The following is a 21,692-nucleotide window of genomic DNA, read 5'->3' on the forward strand; positions in this document are numbered from 1 at the left end:
CCCACGGGAGGAGGAGTTTCGGGAGGTCGATCAGTACCTGCGGGGGACAAAGATCTTCATCCTGGATGTCAGGATTGAAGCGTGAAACGACTGCTTCGACCGCTCATCTCGGGGACGACCTGGCGTCGCTTCTCCTTCCTGGTGGTCGGCGGAGCGATCTTCATCCCGTTCCTGGTCCTGTACGTGGCCTTCCTGAGCCTGTTCGGCAACAACGGCGCCCACCACGGCTGGACCCTCGCGCTCCTGATCATGCTGGGGATCGCCGGCTTCGTGGTGATGCTCGTGCTCGCCGGGCTGTTCCCGGTCGTCAGGGCGCTGGAGGGCGCCTTCACCAAGGAGCTCGTCGGGGCCCCCGAGGTGCTGGGCGAGGACCGGTCGTGGCCGGCCAGGGCCAAGGCCGCCGCCTGGTTCGCCGCCCATGTGATCACCGGCGCCGCCTACGGGATCGCCTGCATCGGCGCGCCCAGCGTGGCCATCTGGACCTTCGTGGTGCCGTTCCACGAGCGTCCGGCGGCCGAGCGGGGCGATCTCGCGCCGATCACCAACAGCCACTGGGTCTGGCTGCTGCCCGTGGGCGGCGTCCTGCTGACGCTGGGCTTCCTGTACGGGACCGTGCTGCTCGGCAAGATCGCCGCCCGGCTGGCCCCGCACGCCCTCGGGCCCTCCGCCCAGGAGCGCATCGAGGCCGTCGAGCGCCGCGCCGACGCCCTCGCCGAGCGCAACAGGCTGGCCCGCGAGCTGCACGACTCCGTCGGCCACGCCCTGAGCATCGTGACCGTCCAGGCCAGCGCCGCGGCCCGCGTCCTCGACCAGGACCCGCAGTTCGCCAAGCAGGCGCTCGGCGCGATCGAGGAGTCGGCGCGGACGGCCCTGGAGGACCTCGACCACGTCCTCGGCCTCCTCCGGGAGGAGGAGCGGAGCCGCAGGACCCCGCAGCGGACCCTCAAGGACCTGGACGAGCTGCTCGGCAACACCGGGCTGCCGATCACGGTCGACTGCGAGGGCGACCTGGAACGCATCCCCGCGGCGGTCTCCCGCGAGGCCTACCGGATCGTCCAGGAGGGCCTCACCAACGTGGCCAAGCACGCCGGGCACGTCCCGGTGAGCCTGCGGCTGGCGGCCAGGACCGCCGAGCTGGAACTCGACCTCACCAATCCGCGCGGTCCCGCGCTGCCGGGCTCCCGGGGGCTGGGCGGCCGCGGCCTCAACGGCCTGCAGGAACGCGTCTCGGTGCTGCGCGGCCGGATGTGGGCGGGGCCCGAAGCCGACCTCTGGCGCGTCAGCGTCACCATCCCGATCACTAGAGGAACCACCTGATGACCACCGTGATGATCGTCGACGACGAGCAGCTGATCCGGGCGGGCCTGCGGGCCATCGTCGCTGCCGAACCCGACCTGGACGTCGTCGGAGAGGCCGCCGACGGCGCGCAGGCCCAGTCGGAGATCGCCCGGCTCCGTCCCGACGTGGTCCTCATGGACGTCCGGATGCCCGGCGTCGACGGCATCCAGGCCACCCGCAACATCCTGGAGCGCCAGCCCGAGCCGCCCAAGATCCTCGTGGTGACGACCTTCGAGAACGACGACTACGTCTACGACGCGCTGCGCGCGGGCGCCAGCGGGTTCCTGCTGAAGCGCTCACGCCCCGAGGAGATCCTCCAGGCCATCCGGATGGTCGTCCAGGGCGACATCCTGCTGTTCCCGGCCGCGATCAGGGCGCTGGCCGCCGCCCGCCAGGACCAGGTGGCGAGCGCGGGCCGGGCCCCGCGGTGGCACGGCCAGCTCACCGACCGCGAGGCCGAGGTCCTGCGCCTGATGTCGACGGGCCTGTCCAACGCCGAGATCGGCGAGACCCTGTTCGTCAGCCTCCAGACGGTCAAGACCCACGTGGGCAACCTCCTGGCCAAGCTGGGCGCCCGCGACCGCACCCAGGCCGTGATCTTCGCCTACGAGTCGGGCTTCATTCAGCCGAAGTAGCCTCGCCGGGCTTCCTGCCGAGCTTGGCGAGCATGGCGTTGTAGGCCGCGAGCTCCTTGTCGTCGTCCAGGACGGCCTTGCGGTCCTCGCGGCGGGACCGGCGCGTGTCGGCCATCGCCCACTGGAAGACGATCGCCAGGAGCACGACGAAGGTCGGGATCTCGCCGAAGCCCCAGGCGATCGCGCCGCCGGTCTGCAGGTCGTGGACCTGGCCGACCGCCCACGGCGGATGGACGGCGTCGTACCAGCCGGGCGCGATCGGCTCGCCCATGTTCATCAGCGCGATGCCGAAGAAGGCGTGGAAGGGCATCGTGACGAACAGCAGGAGCAGTTTGGCCACGTAGGGGAGCTGCCGGGGCGCCGGATCGACGCCGATGATCACCCAGTAGTAGAGGAAGCCCGTCACCAGGAAGTGCATCAGCATGAAGATGTGGCCCAGGTGGTTGCGCATCATCCACTCGAAGGCCGGGCTGAAGTACAGGGCGTAGGTGCTGCCGATGAACAGCGCCGTGGCGACCAGCGGGTGCGAGACGACCTTGACGAACCGGCTGTGCAGGGCCATGACGAGCCACTCGCGCGGCCCGTTGTCGCCCTTGACGGCCGCGGGCCTGAGCGCCCGGAGCGCGAGCGTCATGGGGGCGCCCAGCACCAGGAAGATCGGCGACATCATCGCCAGGGTCATGTGCTGGCTCATGTGCACGCTGAACAGCAGCGGAGCATAGGTCGCGACGCCTGTCATCGTCACCGCGACGATCGACAGCAGCCCGGCGATCCAGGCGGCGAGCCTGCCCCAGGGCCACTTGTCGCCCCGGCGGCGCAGCCGCACGACGCCCGCGACGTAGAAGCCGCCCAGGGCCAGCACGAGCGCCAGGAAGAACAGGTCGAGCCGCCACAGCGACACCAGCCGCAGCGCGGTCACGGGCGGCGGCATCTCGTAGCCGATCAGCGCCTTGATGCTGGACTCGGGCAGTGAGGGCGCGGGGGCGGCGGTCCGCGACAGCGCCACCGCGACGCCCATCGTCGCGGCCATGATCGCGGCCTCGACGACCGCGAGACGCGTGAAGGCCAGCGGCTTCTTCGCCCGGATCAGCGGGATGGTCCGCTCCCGATGCTGCCAGCCGAACCAGCCGAGGACGGCGAACGCGACGATCTTCGCCAGGATCAGCCGCCCGTAGTCGGAGTCGAAGAGCTGGAGCGGGTCGGGGATCCGGGAGATCGTGTTGGCCAGCCCGCTGAGCCCGGTGACCGCGAAGCACCACACCGCCAGCCGGCTGAAGCGCTCGGCGGCGGTGTCGAGCAGGCGCTCCTTGGTCAGGGCGTGCCAGGTGAGGACGGCCAGCCCGCCGACCCACGGCACGACGGCCGCCAGGTGCAGCGCCAGGCCGATCACCGCGACGTTGTGGTTGGCCGAGGCCGCCGAATGGCCGGTCAGGGCGGGCGGCAGCAGCGCCGCGAAGGCCAGGACCAGGACGCCGATCGCCGAGGCGGGGGAGGTGATGGTCCTGGACAGCAGGGCCACGACCACGACCAGCAGGATGACGATCAGCAGGCCGGTGCCCTGCGGGAGCTGGCCCACGTAGCTCGACAGCTCGTTGCCCTGCAGGACGGTCAGGATCGGGACGCCGAGGATGTCGGCGACCGTCAGGACCAGGGTGCCGGCCGCGCCCGCCGCCCAGACCGCCGCGGCCCAGGAGGCGGCGTGCAGGTACTTCTCGCTCGCCGCGCTCAGCCCGCCCTTGACCAGGGGGAGCAGCAGCACGGCCATGACCAGGCAGCCGAGGGTGACGGCCGCGCCGAGGTCCATCAGGGTCCGGCTCAGCGGCAGGCCCCAGCGGACGAGCCGGCCGGCGTCGGAGATCCCCGGGATGACCTTCTCACTGGCCGCCCCGCCGGCCCACAGCGCCGCCAGCAGTCCCGCGAGGGCCGCCAGCGCGACGGCCGCGGCCGCCCTGTACGCCCTAGCCACGCCTGCGCCGCATCGAGAAGACGATGCCGATGCCGATGCCGGCGGCGATGCCCGCCCCGACCATCAGCCAGCGCATCGCCCCGCCCTCGGAGGAGGCGCTCGCCACGGGCGTCGCGGACGCCTCGGGGGCGTCGGCCGTCCCGGCGGGGGCGGTGGAGGTCTTGTTCACCGTGAACTCGAGGGTCCCGGTGACCGGGTGGCCGTCCTCGGAGACGACCCGGTAGCCGACGGTGTAGGCCCCGTTGGGAAGATCGGGCATGACGGGCTGGTCGACCTTGTTGCCCTGGACGGCGGGCTTGCCCCGCTGCCAGGTCTCGTCGTTGGCGCCCATGATCTTGATCTTCACGAGCCCCGCGCGGAGGTTCTCGTTGAAGGTCAGGGCGATCCGGGCGGGCGCCGAGGCGAGGGTCGCCCCGTTCCCCGGGGTGCTGCCGGTCAGCTCGGTGTGCGCCGAGGCGGGGGCGGCGAGGAGGAGCGGCGCGAACGCCACGGCGAGGGGCAGGGCGAACCGTCGTGCAGTCATGGGTCTTCTTACGCGTCGGGGCCGGGTGACCCAACAACCTTATTGACCCCGGGCCGTGATCTGTTCGCGGCCGGGCATTTCAGGGCAGCAGGTTCTCCCTGCCGTGCTCCCGGAACTCGGCGCGGAGCCTGTGGTGATCTTCGAAGGGGATGTAGCGGAGCTCACGTCCCGGCCGCCACCAGACGGGGTCGCCGGTGGTCCACCCGGCGGCGCGCAGGGGCTTCTTGTCGACCTTGTTGGTGGCCGTGAGCGGCATCCGCCCGATGATCCGGACGAAGCGGGGCGCCCACTTGGTGCCGAGATCGCGCTGGGCGGACAGGAACGCGGCGAAGGCGTCCGGGTCGAAGGGGCCGCCGAGCTCGAGGGCGGCCATCACCTGGTCGCCGGTGCGGGCGTCGGGGACGGGATGGACCGCGCACATCACCACCGGCTCCCACCGCGACAGGATCCGCTCGACGGGCGCCGCGGCGAAGTTCTCCGAGTCCACCCGCAGCCAGTCCCCGCCGCGCCCGGCGAAGTAGTAGAACCCGGCCTCGTCCCGGTAGCCGAGGTCGCCGGAGTGGTAATTGCCGTCCTGGAGCCGTTCGGCGTCGGCCGCCGGGTTGTTGTAGTAGCCCTCGAAGGAGCTGTTCAGGCCGACCAGCTCGCCGATCGCCGACGGGTTCAGCATGCGGCCGCCCTCGTCGAAGACCGCACGCGGGCACTCCCGGCCGGTCTCGGGGTCGATCACGAGGATCTCGACGCCGTGCTGGGCCACGCCCAGGGCGTCCGGCGGGGTCTGCGGGGTGCGGCGGATCGCGATCGAGCCCTCGCTGGAACCGTAGCCCTCGACGACCGAGCAGCCGAACCGCTCCCCGAACGCCCGCCGGTCCTGCGCGCTCGCCTCGGTTCCGAACGCCGCCTCCAGGGTGCAGCCGGGGTCGGCGTGCCCGGCGGCCAGGATGTAGGCCAGGGCCCGGCCGACGTAGTTGAAGTAGGTGACGCCGTGGCGGCGGACGTCGGCGGCGAACTCCGAGGCGCTGAACCTGCGCCGCAGCACGACCGTGGCCCCCGCCCGGACGGCCATCGCCAGGTTCGCCATGATCGAGTTGCCGTGGCAGAGGGGCATCGCGACGTAGGTCACCGAGTCCCGGGTGATCCCGAAGGTCCCGCCCATCTCCGCGATCACGGCCAGCCGTCCCTGGGAGCAGCTGACGGCCTTCGGCGCCCCGGTCGAGCCCGAGGTGAACAGCAGCAGGAGACGGTCGGCGGGGGAGGGGACGGTCCCGGTGCCGCGCGGGGCGTCCCGCAGGGCCTCGGCGTAGCCGTCGGTGCCGACGATCAGCCGGGGGACGTCCGCCTCGGCCAGGAGCGGTTCCAGCGCGGCGTCGGTGACGACCAGGTCGCAGTCGGTGTGCCGGATGTCGGCCGCCAGCTCGGCGCCCCGGCGGGTCGGGTTGATCCCGACGATCACGGCGCCCTCCAGCGCCGCCGCCGCGAGCCAGAACACGTACTCGGGGACGTTGTCGAGCAGCACCCCGATGTGGGCGGCGCGGTTCCCCGGCCGCGCGGGGCCGCCGGACAGCGAGCGGATCAGCGGGGCCCGTTCGCGTGCCTTCCGCACGACCTCGGCCCAGGTGCAGGACTCGTCCTCGAACAGCAGCCCGGGCCGGTCGTCGTCGGCCCGGGCCAGCAAGAGCTTCGCGAAGGTCTCCACTCGACCAAGCGTACGCTTGCTTGCGGAGGATGTCAGCAGTCGCACCCGCAGTCGCAGCAGTCGCACCCGTCACAGCAGCCGCCGTCACCGCACATGCCGCAGCAGTCGCAGCAGCCCGAGCAGTCGCATCCGTCGCAGTTGCGGCTGCACGCGCAGCGGTCGTCGCAGCTCGCGTCCTTCCACTCGCTCCAGTCCGGCCGCCACAGCCCGCACGTGCAGCCGACCAGCGCCCCGGACAGGCACAGCTCCGGTCCGAAACCCGGGCGCGGCGGCCGGTGCCGGGGACGCTTCCGCTTCTTCCTGCCCGGCTCGCCCGGCGGGGGCGGCGGGTACTGGCCGGGCGGGTACTGACCCGGCGGGGGGTACTGGCCGATCACCGGCAGCAGCGGCATCCCACCGCGCTCGACCGCGACGCCCGCGTAGGGGTGGCCCTCGAACGCCCGGTCCACGGACTTGCCGAGTTCCTTCTCCAGCAGCGCCCTGACCAGGCGGGGGTTCTCGAACGCGGTCTCCGCGAGCGCCAGCCGCAGCCCGTGCAGGGCGTCGGAGGCCAGGCGCCGGGCCTCGGCGAGATCGGTGCCGGTGGCGAGCAGCGGGTTGTAGGCGCCGTCGGCGTGGTCGTCGGGCAGGTCCTCGACGGCGTCGATGAGATGGGCCAGCCGGCCGAAGAAGCGGCCGGCCTCGGCCAGCGGCTCGGCGTTCTCCGGCCGCCGGGCCAGCACCGCGGTGTGCGCGAAGGCCGCCGCCACCGCCGTCTCGGTGGGCTCGGTCAGCTCCAGGAGCGTCAGCCCCGGTGTCATCTCCAGGGCCGTCTGGCGGTCGACGGCCTCGCGCAGCACCGAGGCGTCGAAGCCGATGCCGTCGCTGGTCGCCTCGCCCGCCCTGTCCCAGCCCCGGGCGATCCTGGAGGCGGCCACCGCCACGGCCCTCCGCCGGTAGGGCCCGTCGCCGTCGGCGATGTGGTCGCGGGTCTTGCCCGCCGCGAGCAGCAGCGACACCGCCGCGGCCAGCCGTGCGCCCTCGGCCTGCGCGGTGACCACGTCGGCCTTCTTGAATCCCCGCAGGGCGCAGGCTCCCGCCTGCCGCCGGGGGGACAGGACCGCCGACTGGGCCTCGGTCAGCACCGAGACGATCAGCCCGTCGTAGTTGGTGACGAGCCGGGCCCGCTGGCCGTGCTCGTCCCGAAGGGTGAGGCACAGCCCGCAGAGGTGGGCCATCCAGTCCTTGAAAAGCGTCGAGCACAGTCCGTGCCGACAGGGTCTAACCACCCCGAACATCTCGTTCCCCTCATGCCGATCAACGTGCGCATTATTCACTGACGCGCCGGTTTCGCACATGGTTCTGCCGTTACTGGGGCCAACTCCGGGGAATGGGCCTAAACGTGATGAGACGGGCGGTGATCGCGGCGGTGCTGGCCGTCGCCCTGAGCGGATGCACGATGGTCGAGTCGGTCGATCCCGCGGCGGATCCGGCCCCCGCCCCGCAGCAGACCCGGCGAGGCGAGACCTCGATCCCGGTGAAGGTGGTCACGCGCGGCGGCGGCACCGTGGTCAAGGTCCCGGTGCGGATCGGCGGCCGCGGCCCCTACGAGTTCATCCTCGACACCGGAGCGTCCATCTCCGCCCTCGACAAGCGCCTCGTCGCCAAGCTGGGCCTGGCCGAGACGGGCGAGACCGCCCAGGTCACCGGGGTGACGGGGGCGGCGGAACTCCCGCTCGTCAGCATTCCGAAGTGGACCCTCGCAGGCCACACCCTGCACGCCGACGCCCTGCCCGTCATCGACCTGGCGGGTTCGGGCAGCGGCCTGCTCGGCGCCGACGAACTGCGCCGCTTCGGCGCGATCCGCATCGACTTCGCCGGAAAGCGCCTCGTCCTGCGCGACCGGTAGGCCTGAGCTTCCTGACTGTGCACCTTCCTGGCTTCCTAGCTTCCCGGCAGCTCGCCGAGCGTGATCTCCAGGGTCTGCTTCCTGCCGTTCCTGAGGATGTCGACCTTGATGGTCTGGCCCGGCTTCAGCGGGGCGAGGGCCTCGGCCAGTGCCGTCGTCGTCGGGGTGGGCTCGCCGTTGACCGCGGTGACGACGTCGCCGTCCTTCATCCCCGCCTTGGCCGCGGCGCCGCCCGGGACGACCGAGACGACGGCCACCCCGTTGGACTCCCCGTTGGACACGAAGGTCTGGGCGATGGTCGCCCCGAGCGCGGCGCGGCCGGAGTTGGTGACCTTGCCGTCGGCGATGAGCTGGGGTGCGATGTTCTTGACGGTGTCGGAGGGGATCGCGAAGCCGATGCCGTCGGCGAGGGAGCCCGCGCGGGTCCCCGCCGCGAGGGTCGGTATGCCGACGATCTCGCCGTTCATCCGGACCAGCGCCCCGCCGGAGTTGCCGGGGTTGATGGCCGCGCTGGTCTGCACCGCGCTGGCGATCGTCGCTCCGGGGAAGGCGCCCTCGCGCTGGGAGGAGACCGTCCGGCCGATCGCCGAGACGATGCCGTTGGTGACGCTGCCCGACAATCCGAGCGGCGAGCCCATCGCCAGGACGAGCTGGCCGACCTTGAGCTGGGCGGAGTCGCCGAACCTGGCGGGCGGCAGCTTGGCGGCCGGGTCGACCTTGACGACCGCGAGGTCGCCCGCCTGGAACTGGCCGACCAGGGTCGCCTTCAGCGGCTTGCCGCCGCTGGAGGGCCGGACCTGGAACTCCTTCGCCCCCGCCACGACGTGCGCGTTGGTGACGATGTTCCCGTCGGTGTCGTAGACGATGCCCGAACCCTCGCCGAGGTCGGTGTCGATCTGCACCACCGACGGGAGGACGGCCTGCACGACCTGCACGTTGGCGTCCTCCATGCCGGTCACCGTGCTCGCCGCGTCACCGCCGAGGGTGGCGGCGACGCTCGTGACGTCCCTGGAGCTGCTGCCGCAGCCGGCCAGGAGGGCGACGAGGCCGGTCGCGGCCATCACACGAATCTTCACAAGGCCGGTACTTCCCCCTGATCAGTGCTTCAACGGCCCGATCGAGCGATCTTGGAAGTCCTTTTACGTCCGGTTTCGTACTGGCAGGAACACCTACCGTTCCGGCCATGTCGGATCCCCGGTCCCGAAGCTAACTTGGACGCATGATGGGAACCGAGAACTGCACCTCGAACTGCGGGTGCACCACACCGCCCGACGACTGACCGCTGACGGGACACCCGAACGAGCGCGGGGGAACCCGCGCTCTTCGCGTCAGGGGAGGGTGAGGATCTCCGCGCCCGTGTCGGTGACGAGCAGGGTGTGCTCGAACTGGGCGGTGCGCTTGCGGTCCTTGGTGACGACCGTCCAGCCGTCGGCCCACATGTCGTAGTCGTGACTGCCGAGGGTGAGCATCGGCTCGATCGTGAAGGTCATGCCGGGCTCGATGAGCCGGGTGGAGCCCGGGTCGTCGTAGTGCGGGATCACCAGGCCGGAGTGGAACGTCGTGCCGATGCCGTGGCCGGTGAAGTCCCTGACCACCCCGTAGCCGAACCGCTTGGCGTAGGCCTCGATGACCCGGCCGATCACGTTGATCGCGCGGCCGGGGCGCACGGCCTTGATCCCGCGCATCATCGCCTCCTGGGTCCGCTCCACCAGCAGCCGCGACTCCTCGTCGACGTCCCCGGCCAGGAAGGTCGCGTCGGTGTCGCCGTGCACGCCGCCGATGTAGGCCGTGATGTCGACGTTGATGATGTCGCCGTCGCGGACCACGGTGTCGTCGGGGATCCCGTGGCAGATCACCTCGTTGATCGAGGTGCACAGCGACTTGGGGAAGCCGCGGTAGCCCAGGGTCGAGGGGTAGGCGCCGTGGTCCAGGAGGAACTCGTGGCCGATCCGGTCGAGCTCGTCGGTCGTGACGCCCGGCCGGACGGCCCTGCCGACCTCGGCCAGCGCCTGCCCGGCGATCCTCCCCGCGACGCGCATCGCCTCGATGATCTCGGGCGTCTTGACGTCGGACTCACCGGTCCTGGGCGTCTTCCTGCCGACGTACTCGGGCCGGACGATGTTCGCGGGAACCTTGCGGAGGGGCGAGACCCGGCCGGGCTTGAGGTACGTCGTCGTCATGCCTGAGGAGTTTAGTTCCCCCGCGGTGGGGAGGAAGAGAGCGGAGGTCGATCATGGCTGATGAAGGTCAGTGGTTTTTCTGCTTGAAGCACATGCGCGTGGAACACGGCGCCGGGTGCCCCGACAAGGTGCGCATGGGCCCGTACGCCACCGAGGCCGAGGCCAAACTGGCCATCGAGAAGGCCAGAGAGCGCAACGAGACCTGGGAGAAGGACGACTGAGCCACCGCTCAGGCCTGGCCTGACTGCGGGCCTGAGACCACGTCGAGGAAGCGGGCGAGGCGGTCGCGGAAGCCCTTGTTCTTCTGCGGCTCCTCGCCCGCGGCCGTGCTCACCAGGTGCTGGGCCTGCTCGAACGTCACGAGGCCGCCGGGCTTGACGGTCAGCGCGTCGTGGGCGAGGCCGGTCAGCTCGCGGTCGCCGCCGTCGAGTGTGAGAATCACCGCACCCGAGCGGCGGGCGTCGTCGACCCGGTCCAGCAGCGGTTCGGGGGCGGGGCCGTCGGCGACCACGAACAGGGCCTCGCCGCGCCGGGTGTCCTTCAGCCGGTCCAGCCCGACCGCCAGATGCGCCGGAGCCCCCGCGGGGGGATTCCAGCGCACCAGCGTCGGCCGCAGGGCGGGCACGAACTTCGCCTCGTCGTCGAGGTGGGCCGCGAGGTGCCACGGCTCCTCCTCGGGGGTCCCGAACAGCAGCAGCTCGTCCCGGGCCGACCTGCGCAGGGTGCGGGCGAACCGGCGCGTGTCGGCCGGCCAGTCCGTGGAGGACAGCAGTTCCCGCAGGATCGCCACCTGACCTGAGTCCATGGCGTCATCCTGACGGAATTCTCGGGCTGACACGCCGACTTGCCGTTTTCGGCAGGGCCGCCGGAACGGCGTTCGGTACGGCCTGGCACCATACAGGGATGAGCGATCTCCCTGACGTGAGCGGCCTGACCATCGGCATCCTCGGCGGCACCGGTGACCAGGGCAAAGGCCTGGCCCGGCGGTTCGCCATCGCGGGCCAGAAGGTGATCATCGGGTCGCGGAACGCCGACCGTGCGCAGGCCGCCGCCGACGAGCTCGGCAACGGAGTGCGCGGCCTGGACAACTCCGCGTGCGCCACGGGCTCCGACATCGTGATCATCGCGGTGCCGTGGGACGGCCACAAGGCCACCTGCGAGTCCCTCAAGGACGACCTCGCCGGCAAGATCGTCGTGGACTGCGTGAACCCCCTCGGCTTCGACAAGCAGGGCGCCTACGCGCTGCCCGTCGAGGAGGGCAGCGCCGCCCAGCAGGCCGCCGCGATCCTCACCGAGAGCCGTGTCGTCGGCGCCTTCCACCATGTCTCGGCCGTCCTGCTGCTCGACCCGGACGTCGCCGAGATCGACCTCGACGTCCTGGTGCTCGGCGAGGACCGCGAGGCCACCGACACCGTCCAGGCGCTGGCCGAGCGGATCCCCGGCGTCCGCGGGATCTTCGGCGGCCGGCTGCGCAACGCCCACCAGGTCGAGGCGTTCGTCGCGAACCTCATCTCGATCAACCGGCGCTACAAGGCCCACGCGGGCATCCGCCTCACCGACGTGTAGGGACCGGCGTGCAGCACGCGCGGCGGCACGCGCGGTAGGACCGAGGTCACATCTGGCCCCGTCACGATCATGACGGGGCCTTTTTCGGGTATCCCTTGATGCGTGAGAAATCCGCCCCGCGTCGTGCTGCCGTCCCCGAAGGTGGGGCCGCTGGAGTCGGTGATGCGGCGGGTGGCGCTCGCGGCCCTGCTGCTGCTGGCCGTGGTGCTGCTGGTCTACGTCGACCGCGGCGGCTACAACGACACCTCCGACGGCTCCCTCGACCTGCTCGACTGCGTCTACTACGCCACCGTCACGATCTCCACGACGGGCTACGGCGACATCACCCCCGTCAGCGACACCGCGCGGCTGGTGAACATCGTCGTCATCACCCCGCTGCGGATCCTCTTCCTGATCATCCTGGTCGGCACCACTCTCGAGGTGCTCGCCGAGCGCACTCGCGAGGACTTCCGCCGCAACCGCTGGAGGCATCGCGTGCGCGATCACTACGTCGTCATCGGCTACGGGACCAAGGGCCGCAGCGCCATCGCCTCGCTGCGCGACTCGGGCGTCGAGTCCGAGCGGATCGTGGTCGTCGACTCCGACCGGGCCGCCGTCGCCGAGGCCGCCTCGGACGGCCTGGTCGCGGTGATCGGCGACGCCACCAGGTCCTGGGTGCTGCGGCAGGCGGCCGTCCACCGGGCCAAGGTGATCGTGATCTCGGCTCAGCGCGACGACACGGCCGTCCTGATCACGCTGACGGCCCGTGAGCTCAACCCGTCGGCCTCGATCCAGGCCTCGGTCCGTGAGGCCGAGAACGTCCCGCTGCTGCGCCAGAGCGGCGCCGACCACGTCGTGACCTCCTCCGAGGCCGCGGGACGGCTGCTGGGCGTCGCGGCCCACCAGCCGAACGTCAGCGAGGTGATCGAGGACCTGCTCATCCAGGGCACCAACCTGGACCTGGAGGAGCGGGACGTCCGCCCGCACGAGATCGGCCGTTCCATCCGGGAGGCGGACGAGCCCGCCGTCTCGCTGGTACGAGACGGCGGGCTCCTGCCCTACGACGCGGCTGCCTGCGCCGAACTACGGGCCGGGGACCGCCTGATCGTGGTGGTCAGCAACAACCGCCGGCAGGGCGCGAAGCCCTAGTGGTAGGCGTGTTCGGGCGCGGGGAAGACGCCTCCGACCACCTCGTCGGCGAAGGACTTGGCGGCGTCGGTGAGGACCTCGCCGATCTGGGCGTACTTCTTCACGAACTTGGCGGTGTGGGGGACCATCCCGGCCATGTCCTGCCAGACGAGGACCTGGGCGTCGGTGACGGGGCCCGCGCCGATCCCGATCGTGGGGATCGACAGTGAGGCGGTGACGCGCTCGGCGAGGTCCTCGGGGACGCATTCGAGGACCACCGCGAAGGCGCCGGCGGCCTCGAGGGCCTTGGCGTCCTGGAGGAGCTGCTCACCGGACTCGCCGCGGCCCTGGACCCGGTAGCCGCCGAAGACGTTGACCGACTGCGGGGTGAGGCCGAGGTGGCCCATGACCGGGATCCCGGCCGCGATCATCGCCTCGGCCTGGGGGAGCACCCGGCGCCCGCCCTCGAGCTTGACGGCGTGCGCCCCGGTCTCCTTGAGGAAGCGGGTGGCGGTGGTCAGGGCCTGCTCGGCGGAGGCCTGGTAGGAGCCGAAGGGCAGGTCGGCGACGACCATCGCCCGCTTCGAACCGCGCACGACGGCGGCGGTGAGCGGGATGAGGTCGTCGACCGTCACGGGGATGGTGGAGTCGTAGCCGTAGACGACCATCGCGGCGGAGTCGCCGACGAGCAGTACCGGGATCCCGGCCTCGTCGAAGATCCGCGCGGTGAGCGCGTCGTAGGCCGTCAGCATCGGCCACTTCTCGCCGCGCGCCTTGGCCGCCGCGATGTCGCGAACCGTCACGCGCTTCGTTCCCTGGCCGCCGTAGAGCATGGTCGACCGGTCCTGTGAAGACATGCGAATCCTCCAAGCAAAGTCTCGAATCGCCCCGAATGGCGTACCCGGACCCCTCGAATGGTGCCACTTCGACAACGGAAGGGGAAGACCGGGGATTCCCCGATGTAACCGATGCCACACGGGGAATCGAAACGAGACGGTTGCGTATCGGAAACGGCCGGGTTAGCGTGTTACGAAACGCAATCGTATCGTTTGGAGCACCGTGCAACAGGCACCCCCACCGGAGCAGGCGGGACATCCGCGACGCTGGCCGATCCTCGGCGTCCTGGTCGTCAGCCTTCTCGTCGTCGTTCTGGACAACACCGTCCTGAACGTCGCGGTCAAGACCATCGCCGACCCCCATGAGGGACTGGGCGCCACCCAGGGCCAGCTCGAATGGGCCATCAACTCCTACACCCTCGTCTTCGCCGGGCTGCTGTTCACCTTCGGCGTCCTCGGCGACCGCTACGGGCGCAAGCGGACCATCATGCTCGGCATGGTGATCTTCGGTGTCGCCTCGCTGGCCTCGGCCTACGCGCAGACCCCCGACCAGCTGATCTGGGCGCGGGCACTGATGGGCCTCGGCGGCGCGGCGCTCATGCCGCAGACCCTCTCGATCATCACCAACGTCTTCCCGCCCGCCGAGCGGGCCAAGGCGATCGGCATCTGGGCCGGTGCCGTCGGCCTCGCCGTCGCGATCGGGCCGATGACCGGCGGCCTGCTGCTCGACCACTTCTGGTGGGGCTCGGTCTTCCTCATCAACGTGCCGATCATCATCGGGGGCCTGATCGGCATGGTCCTGCTCGTCCCGGAGTCGAAGAACCCCAGCCCGGGCGGGCTCGACCCGGTCGGCGTGGTGCTGTCGATCGTCGGCCTCGTGGTCCTGTCGTGGGGCATCATCGAGGGCGGCCAGAAGGGCTCCTGGCTGGAGCCGACGGTGCTCGCGCCGATCATCGGGGGCATCGCGGTCCTGGCCGCGTTCGTCTGGTACGAGGGGCGCATCGACCACCCGGCCTTCGACGTCAAGCTGTTCCGCGACCCGCGCCTGTCGGCCGCGGTCGGCTCGATCACGCTGACGTTCTTCGCCGCCTCGGGGCTGTTCTTCTTCAGCTCCTTCTACATGCAGTCCGTCCGCGGCCTGTCGCCGTTCGAGGCGGGGGCCATGATGCTGCCGTTCGCCGCGGCCCAGCTGCTGTTCTCGCCGCTGAGCGCACGGATGGTCGCCAGGTTCGGCGCCAAGCGCGTGTCGTCGGTCGGCCTGCTCGCCGTGGCGGGCGCCCTGCTGTTCTGGCCGTTCTTCACCGCCTCGACCCCGCTGTGGGTGGTCGGCATCGCCTTCTTCATCCAGGGCTCGGGCATGGCCAACGTCATGCCGCCCGCGACCGTCTCGATGATGCAGGCGCTGCCGCAGGAGAAGGCCGGCGCCGGTTCCGCGCTCAGCAACACCGCCCGCCAGGTCGCCGTGGCGATGGGCGTGGCGATCCTCGGCTCGATCGTCTCCTCGGTCTACCGGGGCGATCTCAAGGAGCAGCTCGCCACCGTCCCCGAGCCGATGCGGCACGCGGCGGGCGAGTCGCTGGAGGGCACCCTGGCCGCGGCCCGGGCCACCGGGAACACCGGGCTGGTCCAGCCCGCGTACGACGCCTTCATCAACGGGATGCACGTGGCCGCGTGGATCTCCGTCACGGTCGCCCTGATCGGCGCCGCGGCGGCCCTGCGCTTCATGCCGGGAAAGCCCGCTAACGCGAAAACGGCGGAGCCCGAGATCCGCGAGAAGGCCGGAGTATGAGAACGTGAACGGCAAATGACTGCGGAAACCCACCTGAGGCGTCCCGGCCGGCCCCGCTCGGAGCGGGCCGAGAAGGCCATCATCGAAGCCACCCTGGACCTCCTCGCGGAGGAGCCCGGGGTGGCCGGCGTGTCGATCGAGGCCGTCGCCGCGCGCGCCGGCGTCGGCAAGACCACGATCTACCGGCGCTGGCCCAACAAGGAAGCGCTGATCATCGACGCCCTGGCCAGCCTCAAGGCGCCGCTTCCCGAGGTCGAGGGGCTGTCGGTGCGGGCCGACCTCATCGCCCTGGGCCAGGCGATGGTGGGGGAGTACAACAGCAAGCACTCGCGCTGCATGTGGAACGTCATGGGCGGCGCCGAGAAGCACCCCCAGCTGCTGGAGCAGTTCGAGGCCCAGGTGATGCGCCCCCGCAAGGAGGTCTTCCGCCGGGTCCTCGCCGGCGGGATCGAGCGGGGCGAGCTCCGGGACGACCTCGATCTCGACGTCGCGCGGTTCCTGCTGATCGGCGCCCTGACGCTGCGCGGACGCTCCATGAGCGATATTCCACCCCTGGCGGAGGATTTCGTCGAGAAAGTGGTGGACACGCTCCTCTTCGGCCTTGCACCACGCTGACCCGTTTCCTTCCGTAACCGCGCACGAAAGCCTTTCGTACTCCATACTTGGCCGAGAAATGGAAGGCGGACCGGCTGTCAGGAGCGGCACACGTGAGAACCGCGATGGCGCGAAAGGCCAATGCGTCCACCCCCGATTCGGCGTCCAGGACCCTGGTCCTGGGAATCGACTCCTCGGGGCTGATCGTCCAGTCCGGCCAGAACGCGGCGGGCGTGGTGGGCGTCGAGCCCGGTGCCCTGCTCGGCACCGCCCTCGGTGACCTGCTGGAGGAGGGGGCCGACCAGATCGACGGCGTCCTCGAGGCGATCGCGCAGGGCCACGAGCGCACCGCCGTCTGGAAGATCAGCGGACCGGGCGACGCGGTCGTCACCGTCCAGCCGATGGTCGGCTCGGGGCTGGCGGCGCTGGTCCACATCCGCATCGCGCTGTCGTCGGCCGAGCGCTTCCAGGACCCCGCCCGGGTCCGCCGGGCCCTGTTCGACGACCCGCTGACGCGCTTCGGCTCCAACCTCGACCTCGACCAGTGCGCCCGCGCCCTGGCCGACGTGGTCGTCCCGCACTACTGCAACGTCGCCGCGATCGTCGTGCTCGAGTCGCTGGTGGCGGCCGACGAGACCCCCGGAGGGGCGTCGGGGTCGGCCGTGCTGCGCCGGCTGGCGCTGGCCACCGACAACCACGACATGGACTGGTCGGCGACCTTCCCGACCGGCGAGGTCCTCGTCTACCCGCCGAACACGCCCTACCGCGAGTGCCTCGACACCGCCGAGCCGATCCACCTGCGCCACATGGACGCCGGCGCGGCCCAGCAGATCGCCGACGCCTGGCGCCGCGACCCGGTCAAGGACCTCCTCGACGACGTGTCGATGGTCATCCTGCCGCTGATCTCCCAGGGCGTCCTGCTCGGGCTCATGGCCTGCACGCGCACCGCCGGATACCGCCGCTTCGACGCCTACGACGTCGAGATCGGCATGGAGTTCGCCTCCCGCGCGGCCATCGTGATCGACAACGCCCGCCGGTTCAGCCGCGAGCGCGCCACCGCCCTCACCCTCCAGCGCAGCCTGCTGCCCAACCGGCTCACCCATCCGACCTCGGTCGAGGTCCGCCACCGCTACCTGCCGGGCAGCAAGCTCGTCGAGGTCGGCGGCGACTGGTACGAGTCGATCGCGCTTCCGGGCGGCCGGGTCGCCCTGATCGTCGGGGACGTCGCGGGGCACGGCGTCAAGGCGGCCGTCACCATGGGACGGCTGCGCACCGCGCTGCACACCCTCGCCAACCTCGACTACCCGCCCGCCGACGCCCTGCACATCCTGCACGAGCTGATGATGGAGCTGGGCGAGCAGGAACCGCACTTCGCCACCTGCGTGTACGGGATCTACGACGCCACGACCGGCACCCTGGAGATCGCCTCGGCCGGGCACCTGCCGCCGCTGCTCCTGCGCGCCGACGGCACCACCGAGTACCTGGAGCTGCCCGCCGCCCCGCCGCTGGGCATCGGCGGCGGCGACCCGATCGAGAGCCGCGAGTTCCAGGTCGAGGACGGCAGCATGTTCGTGATCTACACCGACGGCCTGGTGGAGTCGCGCGGCCGCGACATCGATGACGGCCTGGCCCGGCTGGCGGGCATCTTCGACAGCAGCGCCCTGGACCGTCCGATGGAGGATCTGGCGAAGGAGTGCCTGGCGGGCGTCTATGACGACCACCACCGCGACGACATCGCCCTGCTGATCGCCCGGCTGCGCCGCCTGCCCGACGACACCCGCGAGAGCTGGACCCTCCCGAACGACCCGGCGGCCGTCCGGCGCGCCCGCGGGCTGGTCCGCACCCAGCTCGACCTGTGGGGGCTCGAGGACCTCAGCTACACGACCGAGCTTCTGGTCAGCGAGCTCGTCACCAACGCCCTGCGCTACAGCCCCGGCACCCTCGAACTGCGCCTGCTGCTGGAGCGCGGCCTGGTGATCGAGGTCATGGACCGCTCCGCGGCCCTGCCGCGCCTGCGCCGGGCGGCCGACGACGACGAGGGCGGCCGCGGCCTGCTCGTGGTCTCGGAGTACGCCCGCCGCTGGGGCGCGCGCCGCACGGCCCTCGGCAAGGCCGTCTGGTGCGAGCTCCCCATCCCGGGTGTGGACCCGGACGACACCCTCGTCTCCGAGGAGTGGCCGGGCCAGGCCCACCACACCGACTCCTACCCCCTGCCCCGCTTCGACGAGGCCTGACGGCCCCGCAGGGGAGCGGGATCAGAGGGACTCGCGCCAGCGGGACGTGATCGGCAGACGGCGGTCGCGGCCGAAGTTCTTGCCGGTGATCTTGGGGCCCGGCGGGTACTGGCGGCGCTTGTACTCGGCGCCGTCGACCAGCCGGATGACGCGTTCGACCAGGGCCGGGTCGTGGCCGGCGGCGATCAGGGCGTCGCGGCCGAGGTCGCGTTCGACGTAGTCGTCGAGCAGAGCGTCGAGGACGTCGTACTCGGGCAGGGAGTCGGTGTCCTTCTGCCCGGGGCTCAGCTCCGCGCTCGGCGCCTTGGTGATGATCGCGGAGGGGATCGGCTCGCGGCCGAGGGCGGCCAGGAACGGGCCCGGGGCCTCCTGGGTGTTGCGCCAGCGGCACAGCTCCCACACCAGGGTCTTGGTGAGGTCCTTGATCGGGGCGAAGCCGCCGGCCGAGTCGCCGTAGAGGGTGGAGTAGCCGACGGCGAGCTCCGACTTGTTGCCCGTGGTCAGCACGAGATGGCCGTGCTCGTTCGACAGGCCCATCAGCAGGTTGCCGCGGATGCGGGCCTGGAGGTTCTCGGCGGCGAGGCCGGTGAGCTCGACCTCCTTCTCGTAGGCGAGCACCAGATCCCTGATCGGGATCGTCCGGCTGTGCAGGCCCTGGCGCTTGACGAGCTCCTCGGCGTCGGTGATCGAGTGGTCGCTGGAGTACCGCGACGGCATCAGGACCGTGTGGACGGCTTCCGGGCCGACGGCGTCCGCGGCGATGGTCGCGACCAGGGCGGAGTCGACCCCGCCCGACAGGCCGAGGACGACGGAGGCGAAGCCGTTCTTGCGGACGTAGTCGCGCACGCCCGTCACGAGCGCTCCGTAGACCTCGGCGGCGTCGGGGAGGGGCAGGGCGATCTCGGCGGGGGAGCGGTCGAAGACCGGGACGTGCCCGGTGCTCGCGATCCGGCGCTCGACGGTGATCGTCGTACCGTCGGCGACGTCCAGGTGCTGCTCACCGTCCGGGACGGGCCCCGCCGAGGGCAGCTCGAGGTCGGCGACGAGCAGATGATCGACGAACTGGGGCGCGCGGGCGACCAGGTCCCCGGCGGCGTCCACGATCAGGGAGTCCCCGTCGAAGACCAGCTCGTCCTGGCCGCCGACCATGTTCACGTAGGCCAGCGCGCATCCGGCCTCGCGGGCCCGCCGCCGGCACAGCTCCAGCCGCTGGTCGTCCTTGCTGCGCTCGTAGGGCGAGCCGTTGACCACCAGCAGCAGCCCGGCGCCCGCGCGCGCGGTGGCGTCCACGGGCCCGCCGTCCTGCCAGAGGTCCTCGCAGATCACGGTGGCGACGTCGACCCCGCCGACGCGGACGACCGGCAGCCGGTCGCCCTGAACGAAGTAGCGGAACTCGTCGAACACCCCGTAGTTCGGCAGATGGTGCTTGGCGGAGCTGACCAGCACCTCGCCGCCGTGCAGCCACGCGACGGCGTTCAGCGGGGCCCCCACCGGCTGCCCCAGCCGGGCGACGGTCAGGGTCCGCCGGTCGAGATGCCCCACGACCACGGGAAGATCGCCGAGCCCCTCGTCGGCCAGGCGCCCGGCCAGGGACTCCAGGGTCCGCCGGGAGGCCTCGATGAAGGAGGTCCGCAGGGCGAGGTCCTCGATCGGGTAGCCGGTCAGCATCATCTCGGGGAAGGCGACGAGGTGCGCCCCGGCCTGCCGCGCCCTGCGGGTCCAGGCGAGGACAAGGTCGGCGTTCCCGGCGAGGTCGCCGACGGTCGGGTTCACCTGGGCGAGCGCCATGCGAAGTTCAGCCACCCCTCCAGCCTAGGACAGCACCCCCCGGTATCGTCAACTTGACGATAAGTGGTCGCGTGGAAACGATTCCGGATCATTCGAACAAATCGGCCGGTCTGGTCGTCTCACACCGCACCCCCGACGACCTGGAGGCCCGGTGAAGACCGCGCTCGCCGTCCTGTCCGCCGCCGCGTGCGCGGTGGCCCTCCCGCCCGCCGCCCACGCCGAGCGCAGGGCGCCCGCAGCCCCGGGCGACTTCAACGGCGACGGCCTGCGCGACCTGGCCGCCGAGAGCCCCGTCGGCCTCATCCGCGGGCGCAGCGGCGGATTCGTCAGCGTGGTGCTGAGCGGCGGCAGGGGCCACCAGACCATCACCCAGGACTGGCCGGGCGTCGCGGGGGAGGCCGGTCACTCCAGCTGCCGGTTCGGCTGGCCCGCCGACTCGGCGGACTTCGACCGGGACGGCTACGCCGACCTCGCCCTCGGCAGCCGCTGCGACGACCCCGACCAGGGCGGCGGCATCGCGTACGCGCCGAGCGTCTCGATCATCTACGGCGGGCCCGGCGGCCTGAGCCGCCGCGCGGTCGAGCTCGCCTACGCCGTTCCGGACCGGGAGACGACCGCCTTCCAGGCGCTCATGGGCCTGACCGCGGGCGACGTCACGGGCGACGGCGACCCCGACCTCGTGGTGACGGGCTGGGAGGAGAACAGGAGCGTCCTGCGGATCTACGACGGCCTGGCCGGGGGCCGCCTCACCGCCCGGATCTCCGGCACCCACCTGGCCTACGGCGTCTCGGGCCCGCTCATCGGCGACTTCAACGGCGACGGCCGCAACGACCTCGCCACCCTCACCCACCGCTACCAGAAGGCGGGGATCCTCCAGCTCCGCCTGGGCGTCCCCGGCGGCCTCGGCCCGGCCCGCACCCTGCCCGCCCCCGGCGTCACGGGCGCGGTGGGCGACGTCAACGGCGACGGCCGCGACGACCTCGTCACCGGAGTCCCCTACTCCCCCCGGAAGGTCGTGGGCGGCGTCCGCGTCTTCCTGGGCACCCGAACCGGCCTGGCCAAGCCCAGAACGCTCACCAGAGCCGCGAAGGGCGTCCCGGGAACCCCCCGGAAGGGCGACCTGTTCGGCTGGACCCTCAGCGTCGGGGACCTGAACGGCGACGGCCGCGACGACGTGGCCGCGGGCGCCGCCACCGACAAGGTCGGCGGCCACGCCGACGCCGGTACCGTGACCGTCCTCTACGGCTCGAAGAAGGGCCTCACCGGCACCGGCGCCCGCCGGATCACCCAGGCCACCGGAGGCGTCCCCGGCTCCCCGGAGCGCGGCGACCGCTTCGGCTCCGCCGTCTCCCTCACCGACCTCACCGGCGACGGCCGCGCCGACCTCACCGTCGGCTCCTCGGGAGAGGACAACCCCGAGGGCCGCCTGTGGATCTTCACCGACGTCCGCCGCCCGCGCGTCACCACCCTGAGCACGACGCTGCTCGGCGTCCACGGCCGCCAGGCCTACCTGGGCAGGATCCTGCTCCCGGCCGTCTTCGCCCCGAGCTGA

The 21,692-nt window shown here is 71.6% G+C and carries 19 protein-coding genes; 10 read left to right on the top strand and 9 right to left on the bottom strand.

Going from position 1 to position 21,692, the window contains the following annotated elements; translation table 11 throughout:
• Window positions 1-81 precede the first annotated feature (81 nt).
• Together ABD785_RS18295 and ABD785_RS18300 are read left to right on the top strand one after the other, a co-directional pair.
• The gene (locus tag ABD785_RS18295) at window positions 82-1,317 is read left to right on the top strand and encodes a sensor histidine kinase (protein WP_344829527.1); all 1,236 of its coding nucleotides are present in this window, start codon (window positions 82-84) and stop codon (window positions 1,315-1,317) included.
• On the top strand, window positions 1,317-1,973 hold the full coding sequence (locus ABD785_RS18300; RefSeq protein ID WP_344829529.1) for a response regulator transcription factor: 657 nt from the start codon (window positions 1,317-1,319) through the stop codon (window positions 1,971-1,973). The genes ABD785_RS18295 and ABD785_RS18300 overlap by 1 nt, the downstream gene beginning before the upstream one ends.
• Here ABD785_RS18300 and ABD785_RS18305 read toward each other — a convergent pair.
• The 4 genes from ABD785_RS18305 to ABD785_RS18320 all read right to left on the bottom strand — a co-directional run bounded on the left by ABD785_RS18305 (window position 1,957) and on the right by ABD785_RS18320 (window position 7,495).
• Window positions 1,957-3,939, bottom strand: coding sequence for a bifunctional copper resistance protein CopD/cytochrome c oxidase assembly protein (locus ABD785_RS18305; protein ID WP_344829530.1), 1,983 nt, complete (start codon window positions 3,937-3,939; stop codon window positions 1,957-1,959). The genes ABD785_RS18300 and ABD785_RS18305 overlap by 17 nt on opposite strands.
• Window positions 3,932-4,462 (bottom strand): copper resistance CopC family protein, encoded by a 531-nt coding sequence (locus ABD785_RS18310; protein WP_344829531.1) that lies wholly within the window; start codon window positions 4,460-4,462, stop codon window positions 3,932-3,934. The genes ABD785_RS18305 and ABD785_RS18310 overlap by 8 nt, the downstream gene beginning before the upstream one ends.
• A gap of 79 nt (window positions 4,463-4,541) precedes the next feature.
• Window positions 4,542-6,158 (bottom strand): AMP-binding protein, encoded by a 1,617-nt coding sequence (locus tag ABD785_RS18315; protein ID WP_344829533.1) that lies wholly within the window; start codon window positions 6,156-6,158, stop codon window positions 4,542-4,544.
• Between the two features lie 32 nt (window positions 6,159-6,190).
• Window positions 6,191-7,495, bottom strand: coding sequence for a DUF5685 family protein (locus ABD785_RS18320; protein ID WP_344829537.1), 1,305 nt, complete (start codon window positions 7,493-7,495; stop codon window positions 6,191-6,193).
• A 47-nt stretch (window positions 7,496-7,542) separates the two neighbouring features.
• Between ABD785_RS18320 and ABD785_RS18325 the strand changes: the two genes are divergently transcribed.
• Complete coding sequence (locus ABD785_RS18325) at window positions 7,543-8,046, top strand: retropepsin-like aspartic protease (RefSeq protein WP_344829539.1); 504 nt, start codon at window positions 7,543-7,545, stop codon at window positions 8,044-8,046.
• 35 nt (window positions 8,047-8,081) lie between these two features.
• Here the strand turns inward: ABD785_RS18325 and ABD785_RS18330 are convergent, their stop codons facing one another.
• Window positions 8,082-9,107 (bottom strand): S1C family serine protease, encoded by a 1,026-nt coding sequence (locus ABD785_RS18330; RefSeq protein WP_344829541.1) that lies wholly within the window; start codon window positions 9,105-9,107, stop codon window positions 8,082-8,084.
• Between the two features lie 267 nt (window positions 9,108-9,374).
• Window positions 9,375-10,226 carry a type I methionyl aminopeptidase gene (map, locus tag ABD785_RS18335; RefSeq protein ID WP_344829543.1) on the bottom strand — a complete coding sequence of 284 codons (852 nt, stop codon included), beginning with the start codon at window positions 10,224-10,226 and terminating at the stop codon, window positions 9,375-9,377.
• Window positions 10,227-10,318: 92 nt separating this feature from the next.
• On the opposite strand from map, the gene ABD785_RS18340 reads away from it, so the two are divergent.
• Complete coding sequence (locus ABD785_RS18340) at window positions 10,319-10,447, top strand: hypothetical protein (RefSeq protein ID WP_344829545.1); 129 nt, start codon at window positions 10,319-10,321, stop codon at window positions 10,445-10,447.
• Between the two features lie 8 nt (window positions 10,448-10,455).
• On the opposite strand, the gene ABD785_RS18345 is transcribed toward ABD785_RS18340, so the two are convergent.
• On the bottom strand, window positions 10,456-11,031 hold the full coding sequence (locus tag ABD785_RS18345; protein ID WP_344829546.1) for a hypothetical protein: 576 nt from the start codon (window positions 11,029-11,031) through the stop codon (window positions 10,456-10,458).
• Window positions 11,032-11,129: 98 nt separating this feature from the next.
• On the opposite strand from ABD785_RS18345, the gene npdG reads away from it, so the two are divergent.
• Together npdG and ABD785_RS18355 are read left to right on the top strand one after the other, a co-directional pair.
• Entirely contained in the window at window positions 11,130-11,792 is a 663-nt protein-coding gene (npdG, locus tag ABD785_RS18350; RefSeq protein WP_344829548.1) for an NADPH-dependent F420 reductase, read from the top strand.
• A 102-nt stretch (window positions 11,793-11,894) separates the two neighbouring features.
• Window positions 11,895-12,920 (top strand): potassium channel family protein, encoded by a 1,026-nt coding sequence (locus ABD785_RS18355; protein WP_344829549.1) that lies wholly within the window; start codon window positions 11,895-11,897, stop codon window positions 12,918-12,920.
• Here the strand turns inward: ABD785_RS18355 and panB are convergent.
• On the bottom strand, window positions 12,917-13,756 hold the full coding sequence (panB, locus tag ABD785_RS18360) for a 3-methyl-2-oxobutanoate hydroxymethyltransferase (RefSeq protein ID WP_344829551.1): 840 nt from the start codon (window positions 13,754-13,756) through the stop codon (window positions 12,917-12,919). The two genes, ABD785_RS18355 and panB, sit on opposite strands and share 4 nt — an antisense overlap.
• A 202-nt stretch (window positions 13,757-13,958) precedes the next feature.
• Between panB and ABD785_RS18365 the strand changes: the two genes are divergently transcribed.
• The 3 genes from ABD785_RS18365 (at window position 13,959) to ABD785_RS18375 (ending at window position 18,352) form a co-directional block, all read left to right on the top strand.
• Window positions 13,959-15,524, top strand: a complete 1,566-nt coding sequence (locus tag ABD785_RS18365) for an MFS transporter (RefSeq protein WP_344829552.1) — start codon at window positions 13,959-13,961, stop codon at window positions 15,522-15,524.
• Between the two features lie 15 nt (window positions 15,525-15,539).
• Window positions 15,540-16,139 carry a TetR/AcrR family transcriptional regulator gene (locus ABD785_RS18370; protein WP_344829554.1) on the top strand — a complete coding sequence of 200 codons (600 nt, stop codon included), beginning with the start codon at window positions 15,540-15,542 and terminating at the stop codon, window positions 16,137-16,139.
• A gap of 92 nt (window positions 16,140-16,231) precedes the next feature.
• A complete protein-coding gene (locus ABD785_RS18375) occupies window positions 16,232-18,352 on the top strand; it encodes an ATP-binding SpoIIE family protein phosphatase (RefSeq protein ID WP_344829557.1) in 2,121 nt (706 codons plus the stop codon).
• Window positions 18,353-18,373: 21 nt separating this feature from the next.
• On the opposite strand, the gene ABD785_RS18380 is transcribed toward ABD785_RS18375, so the two are convergent.
• Entirely contained in the window at window positions 18,374-20,155 is a 1,782-nt protein-coding gene (locus tag ABD785_RS18380) for an NAD+ synthase (RefSeq protein WP_344829558.1), read from the bottom strand.
• A gap of 136 nt (window positions 20,156-20,291) precedes the next feature.
• On the opposite strand from ABD785_RS18380, the gene ABD785_RS18385 reads away from it, so the two are divergent.
• Window positions 20,292-21,692: an FG-GAP-like repeat-containing protein gene (locus tag ABD785_RS18385; protein ID WP_344829561.1), complete on the top strand. Its 1,401-nt coding sequence runs from the start codon at window positions 20,292-20,294 to the stop codon at window positions 21,690-21,692.

The sequence above is a fragment of the Actinocorallia longicatena genome (assembly GCF_039534125.1).
Lineage (GTDB): Bacteria > Actinomycetota > Actinomycetes > Streptosporangiales > Streptosporangiaceae > Actinocorallia > Actinocorallia longicatena.

Excerpts from the sequence above, each read along its gene's own strand:
- ABD785_RS18300 (WP_344829529.1), top strand. The coding sequence starts at position 1,317 with ATGACCACCGTGATGATCGTCGACGACGAGCAGCTGATCCGGGCGGGC.
- ABD785_RS18310 (WP_344829531.1), bottom strand. The coding sequence starts at position 4,462 with ATGACTGCACGACGGTTCGCCCTGCCCCTCGCCGTGGCGTTCGCGCCG.
- ABD785_RS18320 (WP_344829537.1), bottom strand. The coding sequence starts at position 7,495 with ATGTGCGAAACCGGCGCGTCAGTGAATAATGCGCACGTTGATCGGCAT.
- ABD785_RS18325 (WP_344829539.1), top strand. The coding sequence starts at position 7,543 with ATGAGACGGGCGGTGATCGCGGCGGTGCTGGCCGTCGCCCTGAGCGGA.
- ABD785_RS18330 (WP_344829541.1), bottom strand. The coding sequence starts at position 9,107 with ATGGCCGCGACCGGCCTCGTCGCCCTCCTGGCCGGCTGCGGCAGCAGC.
- map (WP_344829543.1), bottom strand. The coding sequence starts at position 10,226 with ATGACGACGACGTACCTCAAGCCCGGCCGGGTCTCGCCCCTCCGCAAG.
- ABD785_RS18340 (WP_344829545.1), top strand. The coding sequence starts at position 10,319 with ATGCGCGTGGAACACGGCGCCGGGTGCCCCGACAAGGTGCGCATGGGC.
- ABD785_RS18345 (WP_344829546.1), bottom strand. The coding sequence starts at position 11,031 with ATGGACTCAGGTCAGGTGGCGATCCTGCGGGAACTGCTGTCCTCCACG.
- npdG (WP_344829548.1), top strand. The coding sequence starts at position 11,130 with ATGAGCGATCTCCCTGACGTGAGCGGCCTGACCATCGGCATCCTCGGC.
- panB (WP_344829551.1), bottom strand. The coding sequence starts at position 13,756 with ATGTCTTCACAGGACCGGTCGACCATGCTCTACGGCGGCCAGGGAACG.
- ABD785_RS18370 (WP_344829554.1), top strand. The coding sequence starts at position 15,540 with ATGACTGCGGAAACCCACCTGAGGCGTCCCGGCCGGCCCCGCTCGGAG.